The organism is Alcaligenes sp. EGD-AK7 (assembly GCF_000465875.3).
Taxonomy (GTDB): domain Bacteria; phylum Pseudomonadota; class Gammaproteobacteria; order Burkholderiales; family Burkholderiaceae_B; genus Alcaligenes; species Alcaligenes phenolicus.
In genome coordinates this window covers 413,829-433,879 of record NZ_AVOG02000012.1, presented here as the reverse complement: position 1 = coordinate 433,879, position 20,051 = coordinate 413,829, and the positions used below count along the sequence as shown (strand labels likewise).

The 20,051-nt window shown below is 57.2% G+C and carries 12 protein-coding genes; 8 read left to right on the top strand and 4 right to left on the bottom strand.

Annotation, left to right across the window (positions count from 1 at the left end):
• Window positions 1-13 precede the first annotated feature (13 nt).
• From gspD to gspF, 3 genes are read left to right on the top strand one after another with little or no spacing between them, the layout of a single operon-like run.
• Window positions 14-2,326, top strand: a complete 2,313-nt coding sequence (gspD, locus tag N879_RS10600; RefSeq protein WP_021446948.1) for a type II secretion system secretin GspD — start codon at window positions 14-16, stop codon at window positions 2,324-2,326.
• Window positions 2,323-3,741: a type II secretion system ATPase GspE gene (gspE, locus tag N879_RS10595; RefSeq protein ID WP_009459386.1), complete on the top strand. Its 1,419-nt coding sequence runs from the start codon at window positions 2,323-2,325 to the stop codon at window positions 3,739-3,741. Before gspD ends, gspE begins: the two co-directional genes overlap by 4 nt.
• 14 nt (window positions 3,742-3,755) lie before the next feature.
• Window positions 3,756-4,958, top strand: coding sequence for a type II secretion system inner membrane protein GspF (gene gspF / locus N879_RS10590; protein ID WP_021446947.1), 1,203 nt, complete (start codon window positions 3,756-3,758; stop codon window positions 4,956-4,958).
• A 102-nt stretch (window positions 4,959-5,060) separates the two neighbouring features.
• Here the strand turns inward: gspF and N879_RS10585 are convergent, their stop codons facing one another.
• The gene (locus N879_RS10585; protein WP_128831655.1) at window positions 5,061-5,624 is read right to left on the bottom strand and encodes a recombinase family protein; all 564 of its coding nucleotides are present in this window, start codon (window positions 5,622-5,624) and stop codon (window positions 5,061-5,063) included.
• 649 nt (window positions 5,625-6,273) lie between these two features.
• Here N879_RS10585 and N879_RS10580 point away from each other — a divergent pair.
• The 5 genes from N879_RS10580 to N879_RS10560 all read left to right on the top strand — a co-directional run bounded on the left by N879_RS10580 (window position 6,274) and on the right by N879_RS10560 (window position 15,385).
• Window positions 6,274-7,485 (top strand): EAL domain-containing protein, encoded by a 1,212-nt coding sequence (locus N879_RS10580; protein WP_009459380.1) that lies wholly within the window; start codon window positions 6,274-6,276, stop codon window positions 7,483-7,485.
• The gene (locus N879_RS10575) at window positions 7,482-13,424 is read left to right on the top strand and encodes a YadA-like family protein (protein ID WP_021446944.1); all 5,943 of its coding nucleotides are present in this window, start codon (window positions 7,482-7,484) and stop codon (window positions 13,422-13,424) included. Before N879_RS10580 ends, N879_RS10575 begins: the two co-directional genes overlap by 4 nt.
• Window positions 13,425-13,498: 74 nt before the next feature.
• Window positions 13,499-14,272 (top strand): OmpA family protein, encoded by a 774-nt coding sequence (locus N879_RS10570; RefSeq protein WP_009459375.1) that lies wholly within the window; start codon window positions 13,499-13,501, stop codon window positions 14,270-14,272.
• A 63-nt stretch (window positions 14,273-14,335) separates the two neighbouring features.
• Window positions 14,336-14,884 (top strand): hypothetical protein, encoded by a 549-nt coding sequence (locus N879_RS10565; RefSeq protein ID WP_009459373.1) that lies wholly within the window; start codon window positions 14,336-14,338, stop codon window positions 14,882-14,884.
• 24 nt (window positions 14,885-14,908) lie between these two features.
• Entirely contained in the window at window positions 14,909-15,385 is a 477-nt protein-coding gene (locus N879_RS10560) for a hypothetical protein (RefSeq protein WP_009459371.1), read from the top strand.
• 157 nt (window positions 15,386-15,542) lie between these two features.
• Here N879_RS10560 and N879_RS10555 read toward each other — a convergent pair whose 3' ends face one another.
• Genes N879_RS10555 through N879_RS10545 form a run of 3 tightly spaced genes read right to left on the bottom strand, consistent with a single transcriptional unit; the run spans window position 15,543 to window position 20,039 of the window.
• Window positions 15,543-17,720, bottom strand: coding sequence for a phosphocholine-specific phospholipase C (locus N879_RS10555; RefSeq protein WP_009459369.1), 2,178 nt, complete (start codon window positions 17,718-17,720; stop codon window positions 15,543-15,545).
• A gap of 21 nt (window positions 17,721-17,741) precedes the next feature.
• Window positions 17,742-17,939, bottom strand: a complete 198-nt coding sequence (locus N879_RS20660) for a hypothetical protein (RefSeq protein ID WP_022983356.1) — start codon at window positions 17,937-17,939, stop codon at window positions 17,742-17,744.
• Between the two features lie 21 nt (window positions 17,940-17,960).
• Window positions 17,961-20,039: a LamG-like jellyroll fold domain-containing protein gene (locus N879_RS10545; RefSeq protein ID WP_022983355.1), complete on the bottom strand. Its 2,079-nt coding sequence runs from the start codon at window positions 20,037-20,039 to the stop codon at window positions 17,961-17,963.
• Between the last annotated feature and the right edge of the window lie 12 nt (window positions 20,040-20,051).

The window sequence follows — 20,051 nt, the reverse complement described above, 5'->3', positions numbered from 1 at the left end:
CGATATTTTGACTATGAGTACCTTGACTAAACGATCTCATGGGCTGCGGCCTCGCTTCCTTTTAAGCCTGGGTGCAGCCGTGCTGTTGAGCGCCTGTGCGAGCAATGGTCAGAAGCCTGAACCCGGCCCCGATCCTTCTTCGTTTTTTGCCTCGGTAGGCAAGACGCCTGTTCGTAGCACTCAGGCTGACCCGCGCTTTGCCAATAGCAATACGTCGCCTCCGGCTGTGACGCGTCGGGTCCCGCAGCGTGTCGGGGGCAGTGCTGCTCCGATCGACTTGCCCGATCCGGCCGAGTTCCCGCAAGGCAACGACATCACACTGAATTTTGTGGATGCCGAGCTGGATGGGGTTGTAGCTGCCTTGGCCCGTTTTACCGGCCAGAACTTCATCGTGGACCCTCGCGTAAAAGGACAGCTGACTTTGGTGTCCGAAGTACCGGTCGATGCCCGTACCGCCTACGAGATGCTGTTGTCTGCCCTGCGCATGCAAGGGTTTGCCGTGTTGCGTAGTGGCAAGGTCAGTCGGGTGGTCCCTGAAGCTGAAGCGCGCCAGCAGGGCGGTGCAGTGCGGGCGGCCGGTACCGGGGCCAGTGGCAGCGGCGAGCTGGAAACGAGGGTGTTTACCTTGCGTTATGAAAATGCGACCGCCTTGGTTCCGGTGCTGCGGCCGATGATTTCGCCCAATAATCCCATCAATGCCTACCCGTCCAACAACACGCTGGTGGTGACCGATTACGGTGATAATCTGGACCGTATCGCTCAGGTCATTGCGGGGGTCGATACCCCCGCAGGCTTGAACACGGACATTATCCCGATTGACTACGGCGTGGCCCTGGATGTGGCAGCCCTGGCCTCGCAAATGCTCGATACGCCCGGCAACGATGTGGCGCAGCGCATTACGGTGGTGGCCGACCCGCGCAGCAACTCGGTTCTGGTGCGGGCAGGCAGTCCGGCCCGGCTGGATCTGGCCCGTGACCTGATCCGGCGTATTGACAGCCCGGAAAGCAATAAAGGCAATTTGCATGTGGTCTATCTGCGCAATGCTCAGGCGGTGCAGCTGGCTGAAGTGCTGCGGGGGGCCTTGACTGGGCAAGCGCCTTCGGGGAACGCGAGTACCGGGAATCAACAGGCGAACAGCAATAGCCTGGCACCCGCCGCCAACGCCAGCACCACCGGCGGTGCCAAAGCCATGGACACGTTGGCCACCGCCAAGCAGCAGCCTCAGGCCGAGATGGGTTTGAGCGCCGCAAACAATGCCAGCGGCACCGTGGCCTTTAGCGCTGGCGGTGCCACTGTGCAGGCTGATCCATCCACGAATACGCTGATCATTTCGGCCCCTGATCCGGTTTACCGCAGCTTGCGTGAAGTGATCGATCAACTGGATCAACGTCGCGCTCAAGTGCTGGTCGAGAGCCTGATTGTGGAGGTGAATGCGGAGAATGCGGCCGAGTTTGGCATCCAGTGGATGACAGGCGGTGGCAATATTGCCGATGGAGGTTCAGGTTTTGTCGGGGGCGCCAATCTGGGTGGCAGCGGGATTAACAAGGCCGGGGTGACCACGCTGGATTCTTTGGCGGCGGGTTTAAGTCTGGGCGTGGTCAAAGGCACGGTGAACGTGCTGGGCCAGCAGATTGTCAATCTGGGCGTCCTGGCCCGGGCGATGGAGCGCCAGGGCGGCATCAATATTCTGTCCACACCCAACCTGATGACGCTCGATAACGAAGAAGCCAGCATCATGGTGGGCCGTACCGTGCCCTTTGTGACGGGGCAGTACACGACCACGGGTGATGGGGCCAGTAATCCCTTTCAGACCATTCAGCGCGAGGATGTGGGCCTGACCCTGAAAGTGCGTCCGCAGATTTCCGAAGGTGGGACCGTCAAGATGGCTCTGTACCAGGAGGTCAGCAGCCTGGACCCTACTACGTCGGTATCGCCCAGCGCGCCTGTCACGCGTAAACGTGCGCTTAGTACCAATGTTCTGGTCGATGATGGGCAGATTATTGTGCTGGGCGGCTTATTGGAAGACTCGATTGAGGATGGTCAGCAATCGGTTCCCTTGCTGGGCGATATTCCGTTGGTGGGCAACCTCTTCAAATACGAGAAACGCAAGCGTACCAAAACCAATTTGATGGTGTTCCTGCGCCCTCATATTGTGCGTAATGCCCAAGATAGCCAAAGCCTGTCTTTGGACCGCTACAACTACATGCGTGCCGTGCAGACAGGCTTGCCCGATCGCTCCACCTGGTTCCACCCGGATGCGGGACACATGGTGTTGCCACAGGCCGCAGGCTCGTCCGGAGCCGTGGACCTGCGAGAGACGCTATGACCCGCCTGCCGTACTCCTGGGCACGTCAGCACCGTGCGGTGCTGACGCAGCAGCAAGGCGTGGGCACGCTGGTGATTAGCGAGCGTACACCGGATTGGGCCTTGGTGGAATTGCGGCGACGCTATCCCGAGCTGGACGAGCGGCAAGTTCCGGATGCGGAGCTGGATACCCTGATTGATGCCAGTTACGCACAGGGCGACGATGCCGCCAGCGTGGTGGATGCGGCTGCCAATGAGGTGGACCTGGATCGCCTGATGCAGGAACTGCCCGCTGTCACCGACTTGCTGGAAAACCAGGACGATGCGCCGGTCATCCGCATGATCAACGCCTTGTTCACCCAGGCGGTGCGGGATGGTGCCAGTGATATACACCTGGAGCCTTATGAAACCCATTCGGTCGTGCGTTACCGGGTGGATGGCCGTTTGCGCGATATCGTCAGCCCGCGTCGAGCCTTGCATGGTGCTTTGGTGTCCCGCATCAAGATTATGGCCAGCCTGGATATTGCCGAAAAACGCTTGCCCCAAGATGGCCGTATTGCCCTGAAAGTGGGGGGCAGGGCCTTGGACCTGCGTGTCTCGATTCTGCCTACCGGACATGGCGAACGTGCCGTGATGCGTTTGCTGGACAAGTCAGCCGGGCAACTGGAGCTGGAGCGTCTGGGCATGGCCCCGGATATCCTGGCTCAGCTCGATGAGCTGATTCATCAACCACACGGCATTGTGCTGGTTACCGGGCCTACCGGCAGCGGTAAAACCACCACCTTGTATGCCGCTCTGGGCCGTGTCGATACAGCCCGCAGCAATGTGCTGACGGTGGAAGATCCGATTGAATATGACTTGCCAGGCGTGGGCCAGACGCAGGTCAATCCCCGTATTGAGTTGAGCTTTGCACGTGCCTTGCGTGCCATATTGCGACAGGACCCGGACATCATCATGATCGGGGAAATTCGGGATCTGGAAACCGCGCAGATTGCGGTGCAGGCTTCTTTGACAGGTCACCTGGTGCTGGCCACCTTGCACACCAACGATGCCGTGTCCGCCGCGACTCGCTTGGTCGATATGGGTGTGGAGCCTTTTTTGCTGGCGTCTACCTTGCGTGGCGTGCTGGCCCAGCGGCTGATACGCAAGCTGTGCCGACATTGTCGTCAGCCTGCCGAGCACGGGCAGTATCGGGCCAGTCCTGCTGGTTGCGAGCATTGCGCTCACACGGGTTATCAAGGCCGTACCGGGATTCACGAGCTGTATCGCATCGATGAACGTGCCCAGCACTTGTTGAATGCTGCCGGAGCCGAACCTGCCTTGCGTCAGGCCGCGCGTGAATCGGGCATGCGTAGTTTGCGCGAGGATGCCCAGCGTTGGGTAGAGCAGGGCATCAGTACCCCTGAAGAAGTATTGCGCGTCACGCGCGAGTTATAAGGGGGCGAAAGAGCATGGGTACTTATCATTATGAGGCGGTGGACCAGGCCGGACGCAGCGAGCGGGGTGTGCTGGAGGCCGAGAGCGAACGGCTGGCGCGTCAGCAATTACTGTCCCGGGGTCTGCTGACAGTTTCCCTGAAGGCGGGCCGTAGCCGAGCCGCTGCCCGTGCTCGCAGTGCGGGCCTGCGTCGTACCGAGTTATCCTGGCTGACCCGACAGTTAGCCAGTCTGGTGGCGGCGGGCTTGTCTCTGGAGGCCAGCCTGGGCGTGGTGATTGAGCAGGCGACTCGTCGGCCTTTGGTGCAATTGCTGGCAGCCCTGCGTGCGGATATTCGGGCAGGACAAAGCTTGAGTGAAGCCTTGGCGAATCATCCGCGCGACTTCCCTGAGATCTACCGAGCATTGGTGCGGGCAGGGGAGCAGTCTGGCGAGCTGGAACAAGTGCTGGACCGTCTGGCGAGTTTCATTGAGGACAGTGGAGCCTTGCGCGGCAAGGTGCTGACGGCTTTTATCTACCCAGCCATCGTCAGCCTGATTTCGGTGGCGATGGTGGTGTTTTTGCTGAGCTACGTCGTCCCGCAAGTGGTCGGTGCTTTCACCCAAGCCAAACAGCAACTGCCCATGCTGACTCGGGTCATGATCAGCGCCAGTGATTTGCTGCGTGAATGGGGCCTGGTGTTATTTGTTGTGCTCTTGCTGGCGGCTGGCCTGGTGGCTTTTTTGCTGCGACAGCCGGCCTTGAAGCTGGCCTTTCATCGGCGTCTGTTAAGCGTGCCTGTTCTGGGAGGCTACTTGCTGGGCGTGGATACCGCTCGCTTCGCTGCCACGTTAGCTATTCTGGCTGGCAGCAATGTGGCCTTGCTAACGGCATTGGAAGCGGCCGGGCGTACTGTGTCCAATCTGGCCTTGCGCGGTGCCGTGAATCAGGCCGCCATCCATGTGCGTGAGGGTCTGCCTTTGGCGACCGCCTTGCAGCGTAGTGCCTTGTTCCCGCCGCTGTTAGTCCAACTGATTGCCAGCGGTGAAAAAACCGGTGAGCTGGCGCCCATGCTGGATCGGGCTGCGACGACCTTATCAACCGAGCTGGAGCGCAAAGCCCTGACCATGACCGCCTTGCTGGAACCTTTGATGATTTTGCTGATGGGCGGTTTGGTGCTGTTGATTGTTCTGGCAGTGATGCTGCCAATTATCGAGATGAATCAGCTGGTGCAGTAAAAGGCGGTAGGGTGCTTGCCCTGTTCCTCTACAGATCATTGCCGCCACCTGGTTGTCTGGCGGCAATGCTGACTAATACTTAAGTCACTTGCGTTGAGCCGGCTATGTCGAGGCCGTGGCCTTGATGCGGCGGATTGTCCTGGGATGCACGTCATATTTTTTGGCAACGATGTCCAGCGGAACTTGATTGGTCAGCGCAATAAGTGCTTCTTTGTGTTGGGCGGGTGATAAGGCAGGGCGTCTGCCTAGTGGCCTGCCATTGGCACGCGCTGCTGCCATTCCTGCGCGAGTGCGTTCGCTAATCAGCGAGCGTTCAAACTCAGCCAGGGCGGCCATCATATGAAACAGCAATCTACCACCCGATGTTGTCGTGTCTATATTTTCCGTCAAGGAAATGAAATGGATATTCTCTTTGCCTAAACGATCGATCGTGTCGACCAAATAGCGTAGTGATCGGCCCAGCCTATCCAGACGCCAGACAATAAGCGTGTCACCCGATTTCAGTTTTCGCTGCAGATGATTCAATCCTGGACGTGTTGCTTTAGCCCCTGATATCCCTCTATCCGTATAGATATGATCACAATTCACCTTTTGTAAAGCCGCGATCTGTAGGTCCAGGTTTTGATCCTGTGTTGAAACGCGTGCATATCCATATTTCTTACTCATAGTACCCATCTTCCTAGCGCAAAGCGCAGCCTCCCCCCTCCCACTCGACCACATCTCAGTGCAATCGATGTTAGTAAACCCAAGATGGTCCAGTGGAATGTTGGCCACGCGATGTCAAGTTTTACTAACCGCATGCAAACCTGCTGCCACGTAAACGGCGATTGAGGTAGCTCGTACTGCAATAAAAACTATTACGTAATTTTTTATTAACGCTGTGTTTCAGATGCAGATACTGATTAAGTGTTAGCGGCGGCCACATGTGTGTCAACACGAAGCAGGTCTGACCGATGCACTTTCTGAAGAACGTTGCAGCCAGCCATAGGCAAGCGTCAACAATGGTTAAGAAAAGGCGTAAATAGGCTTGCGATTTTGACAAGAAGCCTCCTTTTAGTCCCAACCGAATAGCGCATCGAAATGATCCTTTTCAGCGTAATTTTCACGTACAAACGTGTCTATTTGTTATGGAATCGATGTTGACATAAAGGAGGCTTTTTGACCGCTGTCAGGTGGAAAGCCAGACGCTGATTCACACACAGCGTCCAGAGTGCCAACCGGCGAAGCGGGGCGCGTAATGGGCGTCCAGTCGCTAGAGTCATTGTCCTGCTGGTTGCAGCAAGTTACTCCTTCAAGCAGCTATTTGCTTTTAGGCTTGCGAAGACTGGCAACGCTTGCCCAGGCCTATGATGCGCGCCTGTTCCAGCAAGCCTTTTTGTCCGCCATTTCGGCGCGCCTGCGTCCCTACGGCATAGCACGCAGCGACATCCTGGTGCTTGATCAAGTGGTGTTGATTGGTTTGACGAATTGTCGTCTGCCCACCCAGCTTGACAAGGACCTGTTTCTGGAACGAGTCAAAGCGGCGCTGTGCTACGAGCCCGTTCGCTGCGGCTCGGACCGCATCCTGGTCAATGTTGTTCCGGCTTGGGTTGAAGCATCGGGCGACCGTCCGGTTTGCCTGTCTCAATTGCAGTCTCTGGCCAGCACCATTGCCTTCTCCGAGCTTGAGCCTCCTGTTTGCGAGCAGACTCGGCGCGACATGGCTTTGGCGACTCGTTTCTTTGCAGATATGCGGGACGAGAAGGTTGCCCTGTCATTTCAGCCTGTGGTCTTTGTGCAGGATCGCGAGCAGGTTCTGTATTACGAAGTGCTGTTGCGCTGGGATGATGCGCAGAACAGTACTCAGTCCGTTTCTTGTGCGCCGGTTGTTCAGGCCATAGAGCGCTTGCATGTGACCGAACGCCTGGATGCCAGCGTTCTGTGGTCGGTGGTACAGGTGCTGGAGCGTGATCCGGATGTTCATCTTGCCTGCAATATTTCCCCCTTGTCTTTGCAACAGGGGCCGTGGTGGCGGTTGCTGATTGCGGTGCTGCGTGGTGCGCCACAGCTGGCCAGCCGTTTGACCCTGGAAATTACCGAAACGGCTTCTGTCTTTGATCAGGAAGCCGCCATTAGCCTGCTGCGCACCTTGCGCGGCCTGGGTTGCAAAGTTGCCATTGATGATATTGGGACCGGATTCAATACCTTGGATCTGGCTCGGCAGATCCGACCCCAGGTCTTAAAACTTGATAAATCCCTGGTGCATCAGGCACGGGACAGGGACGGCCTTGCTGCCCTTCATTCTTGGGTTCATGCCTCGCATGGCATCAGCCAATACGTCATCGCCGAAGGAATTGAGACTGCCCTGGATTTCCAGTTGAGCGTCGATGCCGGCGTGCACGCCGTCCAAGGCTACTACATAGACCCCCCCTGCGTCCTGCCCCCCCGGGAGGGGGCGGAGCCTTTGTGCGTTCGAGACAGTTTCAGCCCCACACACATCAACGTAGCACTCAACACGTATTCCTTAAAGGATCAGGAACAGAGATGAATCACGTCTATAAAACCATCTGGAATGAGCAAACGGGAACATTTGTTGCCGTTTCTGAGCACAAGAAAGCCAAAGGCAAGCGCAGTTCCTCGTGCGTCAAAGGAGGAAAGCGTGCGTCTTTTTCCGCACGCATGGGATGGCTCGCCTTGTTGACAGCAAGCGCATTGGCGATGAGCAATGCCTGGGCGGCAGTCGAGATTCCAGGCGACGGTCAGAGCAACCTCATTGACTTCACCAGCCCAGGCGGCACCATTCGGTTTACGGGTGGTGGTGGCAGCATCGTGGGGTTGAGTAGCCTGATGATCTCCGGCGCCTTGAGTGCCGATCAGATTACGGTGGGTGGTGAGTCTGTGGCGACCCAGGCGCAGCTCAATGCTACGTCCGCTGAGGTGCAGACCAATACCGGTAAGATTGATGGGCTGGAAGGGCGGGTCACGAGCAATGAGTCCACTCTGACGGATCATGGGACTCGCATTACGGACAATGAAACGGCCATCATGGCCCATGACAGTCGAATTGCGGGCAACGAAACCGCCATCGCTGCACATGACACTCGAATTGGCGCTACTGAAACAGGGTTGGTGACTGTTAACGATCGTCTGATTGCCTTGGGAGTGGATGAAACCAATCCTGGCGTGAAGTATTTCCGTGCGAACTCGGAGCTGCCTGATTCCGAGGCGAATGGTGAAGAATCCATTGCAATTGGCCCTGAGTCCAAGGCAGAGGGGGATCGCAGTATTGCTGCAGGACAAGGTGCGCTGGCCGACGCCGACAGCGCGATTGCATTGGGTGACGGTGCCAGTGTCGCCAGCGCAGACAGTCGACCTAAACCGGAGGCAGCCATTGCCATTGGCAAGGATAGTCGGAGCAGCGGTTTGGCCAGCGTTGCGGTAGGCCGCGAAGCAGCGGCAAGTGGAAATAATGCGCTTGCCTTGGGTATGCAGGCACAGGCCAGTGGGGCTAACGGGATCGCCTTGGGTTTAGGTGCTCAGGCTGATGCAGAAAACAATATCTCTATCGGTAATGGCGCAGGCCAGGCCACTGGCAATCATCTGCCGGGTGATCGTTCGCACAATATTGCCATCGGTCAGGCCAGTGGTCAGAACGTCAAAGGTCAGTTCAATGTGGCGCTGGGTGATGGCACCGGCAATGGCGTGGATGGCAACGAAAACGTGGCGATTGGCCGAGATGCCGGCCTGAATGTCATAGGCGATAGCAATGTCAGCCTGGGCAAGAATGCGAATCGGGGGCTGTCATCAAACCGTGCGATCGGTATTGGTGAGGACTCCGGCGCTGAAACAGAAGGCGTGGCGATTGGGTACAAGGCGATTGCCGGTAATACCGGGGTCGCGATGGGTCGTCAGACAACGGCATTGGGAACGGGTACTGCCATTGGCCCTAATGCTCATGCTGACAGCAATTTCGTAGCCTTGGGGTTGAACTCTCATGCCGCGCAAAACGATGTGTCTGGCTTGAGCAAGTTCACCAATAGAGGCTTCAATGGCAGTGCCGTTTCCGTTGGTAGCAGCCAGTCGGGCAGTGAGTTCACACGTCGTATTGTGAACGTGGAAGACGGTGCCAATGAGACCGATGCAGTGAACGTGCGCCAGTTGCAGTCGGCTGTTGATCAGGTGACGCTGGGTGCGACTGTGGATTATGAAAAGCTGGCCGAGAAGGTTGGCGAGGACTGGGGCCAGCAGATTGCCGATAGCAAACCTCGTTACTTCAGCGTTAATGATGGTGGTGTCGACAAGGGCAACAAGAACAATAACGGTGCTGCTGCAACAGCCATCGACTCGATTGCCATCGGCCCTGATGCAACTGCCAAGGAAAAGGACTCGGTTGCTATTGGACATATGGCAGGGGCAGAGGGAGCGTCATCTGTTGTGCTGGGACACAACATCAAAGGCTTGGGGCTGAATTCCACGACTATCGGTAACTCCCAATCCGAAGCGCGGGACGAGAGCGGCGTGGCAATCGGTACGCACGTTGTCAGCCGTGACAAGAACTCCATCGTCATTGGCCGGGATTCCTACACAGATCGCCAGGCAAACGGTCCCTCGGTCGAGAACTCGATTGTGATCGGTACAGAATCCAGTTCTACAGCCGTGGAAGGGATTGTGATCGGTAAAAACTCGGTGGTGAATGCGGCTCGCGGCATCGCTCAGGGTAGCAATGCGACGGCAACGGCTAATGACGCTATGGCGTTTGGCACCCGATCACGGGCGGCTGCCGGTGATTCCCAGGCCAGCGGTACGGATGCCAAAGCCTTTGCGGCACGCGGTATTGCAATGGGTACTAACGCTCGCTCCGGCCAGTCTAATCCTGATGTCGAAAATCAGGACAAGAACCGCGACTCCATTGCGCTGGGTACGGACTCCATGTCCCAGTTCAATAGCAGCATTGCGGTAGGTCGCGAAGCTCAGGCCACCGCTGATTTTGCACAGGCACAGGGCAAGGGTGCACATGCCTTTGGCGAGGCATCGATTGCACAAGGCCGTGACGCTTGGGCGCTTGAGCGTCAGGCAATCGCGCTGGGTGACGGCTCCCGCAGCACGGCCGATCGTGCTGTCGCTATTGGACAGGGTTCAAAGGCGCTCAATGCACGCTCGGTAGCGCTGGGTGATGGTGCAGAAACAGCAGGCGCGGTTGGCACCTTGAATGCTTCTTTGAACGGGCTGAACTACGGCAACTTTGCCGGAGATCGTCCTGTTGCTACCGTCAGCGTGGGTACGGAGCAGGAAAAACGCACAGTGACGAATGTGGCCGCGGGCCGGATCAGCGCCAGCAGCACAGATGCGATCAATGGCAGCCAGTTGCATGCCACGAATTCGGTGCTGGGCAATGTAGCTAACACCACGAAAAACATTTTGGGTGGCAATGCCACGCTGGCCTCTAATGGCAACCTGAGCATGAGCAATATCGGAGATACCGGTGAAAACACGGTGCACGATGCGATCAAGTACGCGGCTCAAGGTTGGAATGTGAGTGCCAATGGTGCCATGGCTGAGAACGTGAAGCCGGGTGGTTCGGTAGACTTCAGCAATGATGACGACAACATCGTTATCTCGCGTGATGGCACCGATCTGGCTTTCAATCTGGCCGATGATCTGACTGTGGGTAATAGCATCACTGTAGGCGATACCGTGATCAACGGTGACAGCGTCACGACTAACAATCTGACTGTTACGGGCGAAACCCATTTGGGTGACAGCTTTGTTGTCCAAAACACCGGGGATGTTATCTACAAGGGCAACGAAATTGCCACCCAGGCTGATGGCTTGAGCTTTGCGGGCAACACCGGCAGCACCATTGCCAAGACGCTGAGTGACGACACACCGCTGACCATCTCCGGCGAACTGGCCGAGGGAGCAGAGTCCACGGGTGCCAACCTGCGTGTTGATAGTGACGGCAACAAGCTGAATCTGGTCATGGCTCAGAACCTGACGGATCTGAATAGCATCACCATCAATAACGGTGGTCCGGTGATCAACGGTGCCGGCATCAATATGAACGGCAAGAAAATCACCAATCTAGCCAAAGGGACAGACGACACCGATGCGGTGAACGTGTCGCAGTTGAAGGATGTCGAAGAGGTTGCCAACGCAGGCTGGAACATCAGCGCCAATGGTGCTGCCGCCGAGAACGTCAAACCCGGAGCATCGGTGGACTTCAGCAATGACGACGGCAACATCACCGTGACGCGCGATGGCACCGACCTGGCTTTCAATCTGGCCGATGATCTGACTGTGGGTAATAGCATCACTGTAGGCGATACCGTGATCAACGGTGACAGCGTCACAGTAGGTGACACGATCGTTAATGGCGACAGCGTCACGACCAACAATCTGACTGTTACGGGCGAAACCCACCTGGGTGACAACTTTGTTGTCCAAAGCGGTGGTGATGTTATCTACAAGGGCAGCGAGATCGCCACCCAGGCTGATGGCTTGAGCTTTGCCGGCAATACCGGCGACGCGATTGCCAAAACGCTGGGTGACAACACACCGTTGACTATCTCGGGTGAACTGGCCGAGGGCGCAGAGTCCACGGGTACGAACCTGCGTGTTGATAGTGACGGCAACAAGCTGAACCTGGTCATGGCCAAGGATCTGACGGACCTGAACAGCATCACCATCAATAACGGTGGTCCGGTGATTAACGATGCCGGCATCAATATGAACGGCAAGAAAATCACCAATCTGGCCAAAGGTACAGACGACACCGATGCGGTGAACGTATCGCAGCTGAAAGAAGTTTCAGAGGTTGCCAACGCAGGCTGGAATATCAGCGCTAATGGTGGTGCTACTGAAAACGTGAAGCCTGGCGCCTCGGTGGACTTCAGTAACACGGACGGCAACATCAACATTTCGCGTGATGGCACGGACCTGGCCTTCAACCTGAACAAGGATATTGATCTGGGCGCAGACGGTAGCCTGAAGACGGGAAACACGGTCGTGAACAACGACGGTCTGACCGTGGATGATGGGGCAGGTAACAAGACCTCCACGACTGCGGCAGGCACCACGGTCAGCAATGCCGCCGGTGACACGACTACCGTAGGCGCAGGTTCGATCACGGTGGCAGATGCGGCCGGTAACAGCACGGCTATCGGCAGCACGCAGGTCGTGGTGGGCGGAGCAAACCCGGTCACGATCAATGGTGATACCGGCCGAATCGGCGGACTGACCAATCTGACTTGGGATCCGGACAGCTACACCAGCGGTCAGGCGGCGACCGAAGATCAGCTCAAGCAAGTCAATGACGTTGCCAGCGCTGGTTGGAATGTGACCGATGCGGATGGCAATAGCGCCAATATTGGCCCGAACGGCCAGGTTGCCTTTGTCGGTGACAAGAATGTCACGGTTGAGCAGACTGGCACCGATGATTCCGGACAGGTTGAAGTCAAGCTGAACAAGGACATTGATCTGGGAGCAGATGGCAGCCTGAAGACCGGCGATACCGTCATCAACAACGCAGGGGTTGCGGTAGGAAACGACGTACACCTGGGTAACACCGGCCTGACCATCAATAATGGCCCGAGCATCACCCTGGCTGGCATCAACGCAGGTGATATGCGCATCACCAATGTTGCCGCCGGTCGCAATCCGACCGATGCCGTCAATTATGGTCAGCTCCAGCCTATCGAGTCCTTCATTGGTCTGGATGGAAACGGCTCGTTTGCCTACAACGGTGGCCAGCACTCCTCCTTGAAAGATGTTCTGGACAGCATGCACTGGAATGTTGAAGCACCGACGGATGGCAAGGAAGGCGGCAATACCGGTGGTTCCAACGGCAATGGTTCCGGCTCCACAGGTGGTGGCAATAATGGCTCCGGTGACGGCACGCCTATCCATAATGGCAACACGGTGGGCTTTGTTGAAGGGGACAACATCGTTATCTCCAAGACGGACCGGGTCAATGATGCAGGCCAGACTGTTGGCGCTGATATCAAGGTATCGGTATCCCAGGATCTGAAGGTCAATTCCATTACGGCAGTGAATGTTCAGGCCGATGAAATTCAGATCAATAACGGTGGCCCGATCATTAACGAGAACGGCATCAATATGTCCGGCAAGCACATCACCAATGTGGCGGCGGGCGTGAATGACACCGATGCGGTCAACGTAAGCCAGTTGAATCAGGTGGCGGGCAATCTGCAAGGTCAGATCAACAATATTCGCCACGATATCAATCGTCTGGATAACCGCTTAAGTGCAGGTGTGGCGGCCGCGATGGCAACAGCGTCTCTGCCTCAGGCTTACTTGCCGGGCAAGCACATGATGTCCATGGCCGGCGGTACCTGGCGTGGAGAGTCCGGTATGGCCATTGGTTTCTCCGGTATTACCGATAACGGTAAGTGGGTTTACAAGCTCTCGGGCAATACCACCTCGCGCGGTGATTACGGTGGTGCCGTGGGTATTGGTTATCAATGGTAAGTCGGCCCTGACTCTATGGTGCATCGGCGCATTGGCGCCGATGCACAGCACACACTTTTGAAGGAATTCAGATCATGAAGAAAAATTGGTTTGGGGCTGCTTTGCTAGGCAGCCTGGTGCTTGCTGGTTGCGGAACCTTGAGTCAGGTGGACTCGGAGGGCCACACGGAAAATCCGGTGTTTCCGGAAGTGGATAAAGCAACTTTTCACACGGGCTCTTACCCGAATATCGACAATCTGCGTCAGGTCCGGGAAGGCGTGACTCGCGATCAGCTGTATGACCTGCTGGGTCGCCCGCACTTTGCTGAAGGCTTCAAGGTTCGCGAGTGGGATTACCTGTTTCACTTCAACACGGCACAGGGCATCAAGACTTGTCAGTTCAAGGTGCTGTTTGATCAGGACAAGCTGGGTCGCAGCTTTTACTGGAAGCCTGGTGAATGTGCTTCTGTTCTGGATGCGGCACCGAAAACCGCAACCATTCAGCCGTTCTCGCTTTCCGGGGACGTGGCCTTTGCGTTTGGCAGTGCGACCTTGACCAGCGCAGGTCTGAGCACGATTCGTGATATTGCCGGCCAGCTCAAGCAAATGTCCGACATCGAACGGGTGACGGTTTCCGGCCATACGGATCGGATTGGAAGTGCGGCATCGAATCAGCGCTTGTCGCAGCAACGTGCCCAGACGGTACGACAGGCCTTGTCCGCCCAGGGCATTCCAGCCGCCGTAATTGTGACGCAAGGCTTTGGTCAGGACCGCCCCCTTGTGCAGTGTGATCAGCCCAATCGCAGTGATTTGATTGCCTGCCTGGCACCGAATCGTCGGGTCGATATCGAAGTTCAAGGCCAACGCTAAGTTGGATGCGGCAACCAGGCACGCACCCGTCTTGGCCGGGTGTGTGCCGTGATCGAGAAAACAATGAATATTCTGCACAAATTAGCGGTGTTGATTCTGGCGGGTGGTCTGGCTGCTTGTCAGCAAACCATGCCTCGTCATATTTCCGAACCTGTAGATCCAGCACCGCCTGTCATGCAAAGCGCGGGTGGTTCGAACAATGCCAGCACGGCAGCGCCGACGGCCTCTCGTACTCAAGCTCCAACTGTCATTACCCTGCATTTGGCGCAAGAGAAAGCAGAAGCGCCCTTGGTGGCTGTGGATGTGGGGGGAACCTCGCTGTTTGCGCTGCCCCAGCCTGTTTTGACGCAATCCGATCTGCACCGCGTCACCCCTGTAACCACTCAGGATCAAGGTACGTTTTTGCTACTGGAGATGAACCAGAACGGCATTAGCAAACTGCGCAGTGTCACGGCTCAGGCACGAGGCCACTATCTGTTGTTAAGTGTGCAAGGGCAGTTGGTAAGCGTGGCCCGTATCAGTGAAACGATTTCCGATGGGCGTTTGCTGATCGGAACCCAGAACGCCCAGCATACACAGGCCATTATTAAATTGATGCAGGGTGGTCGGTGATAACAGGACTGCGTATCGCGCCCTATGTATGATTTTGATGTGGTTTTTCTCCTGATTGCACAGCCTGCATCATCGCGTGTGGGCGATATGCTGGCCCTGCATGATTATTTGGCCGGCTCCGGGGTGTGCACGACGGTAGCAACCAGTCCTACAGACCTTGCCACTTTCGGAAAGCGCCAGCGCATTCTGATTATTGACGGGGAGGGCGAGAGCGCGTTTGATGTGTACGCCGTTATTTCCGCGATGCGGCAGCTGGATAATGTCGCCCTCCTGTTTCTGGCCGATGAGTCCCCCCTGTCCAGTGAGCGTGCTATGTATGCAGGGGCTGACGTTTGCTTGCCTGCCCGTACTGCTTACTCTGCTGTTTTGCGCGCGGTTGTGGAGTTGGGCAGCGCCCGGATATCGGTCCAGGTCAAAGAGGAAAGAGTGGCGACGAAAAGAAAGCGGCAACGTAGAAGGCACTACCTAGGCCTGGGTCTTCGGTCGCGCTTAACCCGCTAAGTTTGCTGGATCCGCGGGCTTTTAGTTGCCGCTTCACACCAGTCACTACAAAAAAAAGCCCCGATGCCAAGCAAAGGCATCGGGGCAAAACGTGTGCGTGGTGCGCACGCACACATAGTCAGACGATAGAGAACTATAGATGCACAGCGTTTAAGTCTTACAGGTAAGCCGGAATGCCCAGAGCCGGATCGCTGACACCGTGCTCGCCAAATTCCACGCGGCCAGCGAAACGACGGTAGTAGCTTGGGTCGCTGTTGCTGCGCACCACAAAGTCGTACCAGTGACCGCTGGATTTCAGAACCCAGGATTGCTTGGCTTGCTTGCCCGGTTCCACGGTCACTTCCCATGGGCCATCCTCACGGTAAGCCATGGACTGGATGGTGAAGGTGCAGGCCGACTGGCCACCGTTCATCATTTCCAGATAAACATCACCTTTGGTCACTTCGTAACAAACGCGGATTTCTGGACGGGCGGTGTCGGGCTGGCTCAATACGCTGACATCACCACGGAAGTGGCGGTGGAAACCATTCGGGCCCAATACCCACAGGTCGTAGTGCCCCAGATTGTTCGCCTGCACGTCCCAGACATCGTCCAGAATCTGGTCGGGAGCGACCATGTAGCGGCGCGGGATACGGTCCAGGTTCAGCTTGTCGTAGACGTGGAAAACAGCGGCGGCTTTACCTGTGTTGGAGAACAGCAGTTGTACGCCTTTTTCACTGTCGCAACGGGCGCTGACGTGCAGCTCGTAGGGCAGGGCACGCGATGGACGCACACCGGTTTGCTGTACGGGAATACGCTGGTTGTCCACGGGCTGAGGTACTTGAGCCAGACGTTCCTGAGCGTTGCGAATGGCATCAGCCTCTTGACGGTTGCGACGGCCGTTCAAGGTAGGCAGTGGCTCGTCGTTCGGGCTGGCAAAGTTGAAGGCCGAGGTCAGGTCACCACACACGGCACGGCGGTAGGGGCTGATATTGGGCTCCATCACACCGAAGCGCTCTTCCATGAAGCGGATGACGGATGTGTGATCAAACACTTGCGAGTTCACCCAACCGCCACGGCTCCAGGGGGAGATTACGTACATGGGCACGCGCACGCCGGGGCCGAATACTTTGCCATCACGTGGAGGCTGGCCGGCCAGACCTTTGGGACTGGGGTAGTTGTAGTATTCAAACGCGATTTCTTCTTCGCTCAGCGAGGTCTTGCCAGCAGGTTTGCCAGTGACAGGATCAATCGATGGGGCAGAGGGGGAGGGAATGTGGTCAAAGAAGCCGTCGTTCTCGTCAAAGTTGACCAGCAATACGGTCTTGCTCCAGACCTCGGGATTGGCCGTCAGCGCATCAAGCAGTTCTTGGGTGTACCAAGCGCCTTGCACGGGGCTTGAAGGGCCAGGATGCTCAGAGTAGTTGGCTGGGGCCACCACCCAGGAAATTTGTGGCAAGGTGCCGGACTCGACATCCTTGCGGATCTGTTCCAGAAATCCGCCGTCGGGCATGGTGTTGGCAATGCCCTTGAATAGAGGATTGCCGACGTCGTCAGATGGTTCATACGGGGCATTGGTGGGTTTGCCCGATTTTTCAGCGGCAAGTCGGTACTGGATAAAGCCAGCCAAGGGGTTATCGGTGAAGTTGTCAGGCAGGTTCTGGTACACCTTCCAACTGATACCGGCTTCTTCCAGGCGTTCGGGATAAGTTTTCCAGGTGTAGCCGCCAAAGATCGAGGGCCACAGGCTGTCCCACGCATTGTTGACGGTACACTCGCCTGTGCCGGTCGGACCGTTTGTGCCGGTCCATAGGAACATGCGGTTGGAGTTCGTGCCGGTGTGCATGGAGCAGTGGTAGGCATCGCAGATGGTGAAGGCGTTCGCCATCGCGAATTGGAAGGGCAATTCGGCTTCGCGGTAGTAGCCCATGGAGTGACGATTCTTGTGCTTGGGCCAGAAGTCCATGCGGCCGTGGTCCCAGGCAGCCTGGCCGTCCGACCAGGAGTGCGGTGTGCCGTTAACGCGCTGGGCATTGCCTTTGGTGGCGTCCAGATGATAGGGCATCACGGTTTCGGTCGAGCTGACATTTTGCTGCCAGACGTTGCGCCCATTGGGCATTGGGATTGTGAAACGGTCTCCAAATCCACGCACGCCTTTCAGGGTGCCGAAGTAGTGGTCAAAGGAGCGGTTCTCTTGCATCAGAACCACAATGTGTTCTACATCCTTGATGGTGCCCGTCTTGTTGTTGGCGGGGATGGCCAACGCTTTGCGGATACTGGGAGGAAAGGCGGCCAGGGAGCCGGCTGCCAGGCTGGCACCGGTCATGTTGCGTAGGAATGTGCGACGTGAAGTCATTGTGCTTAATCTCTTAATCAATCAAGGGGCGCATTTGAGTTGCGGCGCAGGTTCTGGGTTAGGTTTGCCCGGCTCAGCAGGTTCTTCGGTAGAGCCGGAGCTGTTCGAGTTGCCTGTGTCGTTACCGCCGCCGCAAGCAGCCAGCAGGCCGCATAACATCAGCAGCACGGATGCGCGTTTCATGCGCTCGAAAGTGAATGAAGTGCTCGTTGGAGTCATGAGAATTCCTTGGTTGTGCTATCAGGGTTGGAGGCTGGACAAGGGTTTGCGCGATTCGTAAATACTGGTCAGCTCGTCCGTGCTCAGGTCACGATCCCAGATGGCCAGTTCGCCAAAGTCCATATTGATGTCGCTGCGACCCCAGCGTTTGTAGTACTGGCCGGTAACGTCTTCGTTCAGCCCCAGTTCGCTGGTGCCGGTTCCGCCCAATGCGGCGATTGTGCGGGCCTCCAAGGCTACAGACCCGAACTGCGCCCCTTTTTTGGTATCGAATACGTGCCCACGCATGATGCCTTTGGACTTGTCAATCACGACGGCTATGTAGGCCCATTGGTCGGGTGTGACGTTGTAACCCTGACTTTCATTGCGACCGCCCCCATAACCGGTGTTAAAGCGGACGTCACAACCATTGGCGTTGAACAGGCCCAGTGCAAAGCCGGGAGTGTTACCGGAGTCGTAGTTCTTGTTGGCCATGATGGGAGCGCCATAGCCGTGACAGTTGTCGGGGGTTCGGAACCAGAAACCGATGGTCAGTTTTTGCACACCACCTGTGCCCAGCAACTCGCGGCTCAAGGACAGGCGATAACCCCGGTTTCCATTGGCATCGGCTTTGCTACCGACCAGGCGCAAGCCCCCTTTAGGCTGGGAGGGATCCAGGAAGTCAGCAGCAATAAGTTCACCGCTCGGGACGCTAGGGCTGGATGTTTGCAGGCTGCTCCCGCCCTTAGCATCGGTAAAAGGTTGTGAGCTGAAGGTGTAGTAGCTGCGCAACCCATTTTTCAGCGTGTCGGCCAGCTTGGGAGGGGGTTGGTACCCGACTTCAGCCTTGATGGTGGATGCGGCCTTGCCTGAACTTATCGAGTAGATCAGCGAGTAAGTCTGGGCATTTTCCGATACTGGCAATGGGTCGGAGTACTGGGTTGTGCCGGCAGGCAGGGTAGCGATCAGCTTGCCGTCGCGCATGACCTGGATTTCCTGCGAGGCGTCACCATCCAGTACCCATTTCAGGTCCACCATGTTCTTGTCGGCGGGTTTGCTGAAGGACACGTTGCGCACACGAGTTTCAGCTTGCAGTGGGGAGCCACGGAAGCGGTACTGTTCGCTTTGGATGCCCAGGTGGGACAGCACAGTGGGGGCAATGTCGATAACGGCCGCCAGGGTGTTCATGTCCGTCGTGCTGGTCACGGCGCTGTCAACGGCTGGCAAGGAGGCCAGTGTCTTGTTGGTGGCGATGAAGCTGGTCTTGTTGCGGTTGAATTGCGAGCCAGTGGTGCCGCCAAATTCGTCCAGACCATAGCTGGTGGTCAGAATGACCAACCAGTCTTCCGAAGCGTCTGCCTGCTTGCGTTTTTCGATCAGGGCAAACAGTTTGTCCACTGAGGCCAGCGAGGCTTGCACGGCTTGCTGGTAGGCCTGGCCACCCATGCCACCCTCGGAGGCAGCACGGGCGGGAGCCTGGATTTGGGCCAGGATCAGGGATTTGCCTTGCTGCAGGTATTTTTCGGTTTGCTCGCTGACACAGCTGTCGGAGTCGGTACAGTTGGCTGCTTCGAGGATGCGTCCGGCCTGCAGGTCTTCACCTAGCAGCTTGCGGTAGTCGGCGGCGCTCAGGGCCATGGCGGCCTGGGGCTGCTTGTCAGCCAGGGCTAGCAGGGTGGGGGCGCTCAGTGTGGGGGCGGCAGTGCCTACGCCACGCAGGCCGTGCTGGTCTGCCCAAACGCCGGTGATCAGGGAGGCCCAGCCAGGGACGGGCAGGGTGCGTTGTTCGCTGCTGGTGCCGACATAGCCGCCGGTTTGTGCGGGGGCGATGGTCAGTGATTTCAGGGCGGGGTGCTGGCCGGCCTGACGGGCTTGCAACAAGGCTTCGTAGCTCAAGCCGTCGATGGTGACGATCAGTGCTTTTTTGCCACCCAGGGCCTGGGGTTTGTCGCCGGGTTCAACGGTAGGGGGTTCCGGGTCCACGCCAGGACTGGTGGAGCCATCATTGCCGCCGGAGCCACCACTACAAGCACTTAGCAGCAAGGCCATGGACAGAGTAAGCCCGGCTTGCTGCATGCGCTGCAATGCCGGGGACTTGGGAAGACGGGGAGAGAAGGTCATACAGCCACTCGT

Coding starts and splice junctions, on each gene's coding strand:
- N879_RS10570 (WP_009459375.1), top strand. CDS start 13,499: ATGAAGAAAAATTGGTTTGGGGCTGCTTTGCTAGGCAGCCTGGTGCTT.
- N879_RS10560 (WP_009459371.1), top strand. CDS start 14,909: ATGTATGATTTTGATGTGGTTTTTCTCCTGATTGCACAGCCTGCATCA.
- N879_RS10585 (WP_128831655.1), bottom strand. CDS start 5,624: ATGAGTAAGAAATATGGATATGCACGCGTTTCAACACAGGATCAAAAC.
- N879_RS10565 (WP_009459373.1), top strand. CDS start 14,336: ATGAATATTCTGCACAAATTAGCGGTGTTGATTCTGGCGGGTGGTCTG.
- N879_RS20660 (WP_022983356.1), bottom strand. CDS start 17,939: ATGACTCCAACGAGCACTTCATTCACTTTCGAGCGCATGAAACGCGCA.
- N879_RS10555 (WP_009459369.1), bottom strand. CDS start 17,720: ATGACTTCACGTCGCACATTCCTACGCAACATGACCGGTGCCAGCCTG.
- N879_RS10575 (WP_021446944.1), top strand. CDS start 7,482: ATGAATCACGTCTATAAAACCATCTGGAATGAGCAAACGGGAACATTT.
- gspE (WP_009459386.1), top strand. CDS start 2,323: ATGACCCGCCTGCCGTACTCCTGGGCACGTCAGCACCGTGCGGTGCTG.
- gspD (WP_021446948.1), top strand. CDS start 14: ATGAGTACCTTGACTAAACGATCTCATGGGCTGCGGCCTCGCTTCCTT.
- N879_RS10545 (WP_022983355.1), bottom strand. CDS start 20,039: ATGACCTTCTCTCCCCGTCTTCCCAAGTCCCCGGCATTGCAGCGCATG.
- gspF (WP_021446947.1), top strand. CDS start 3,756: ATGGGTACTTATCATTATGAGGCGGTGGACCAGGCCGGACGCAGCGAG.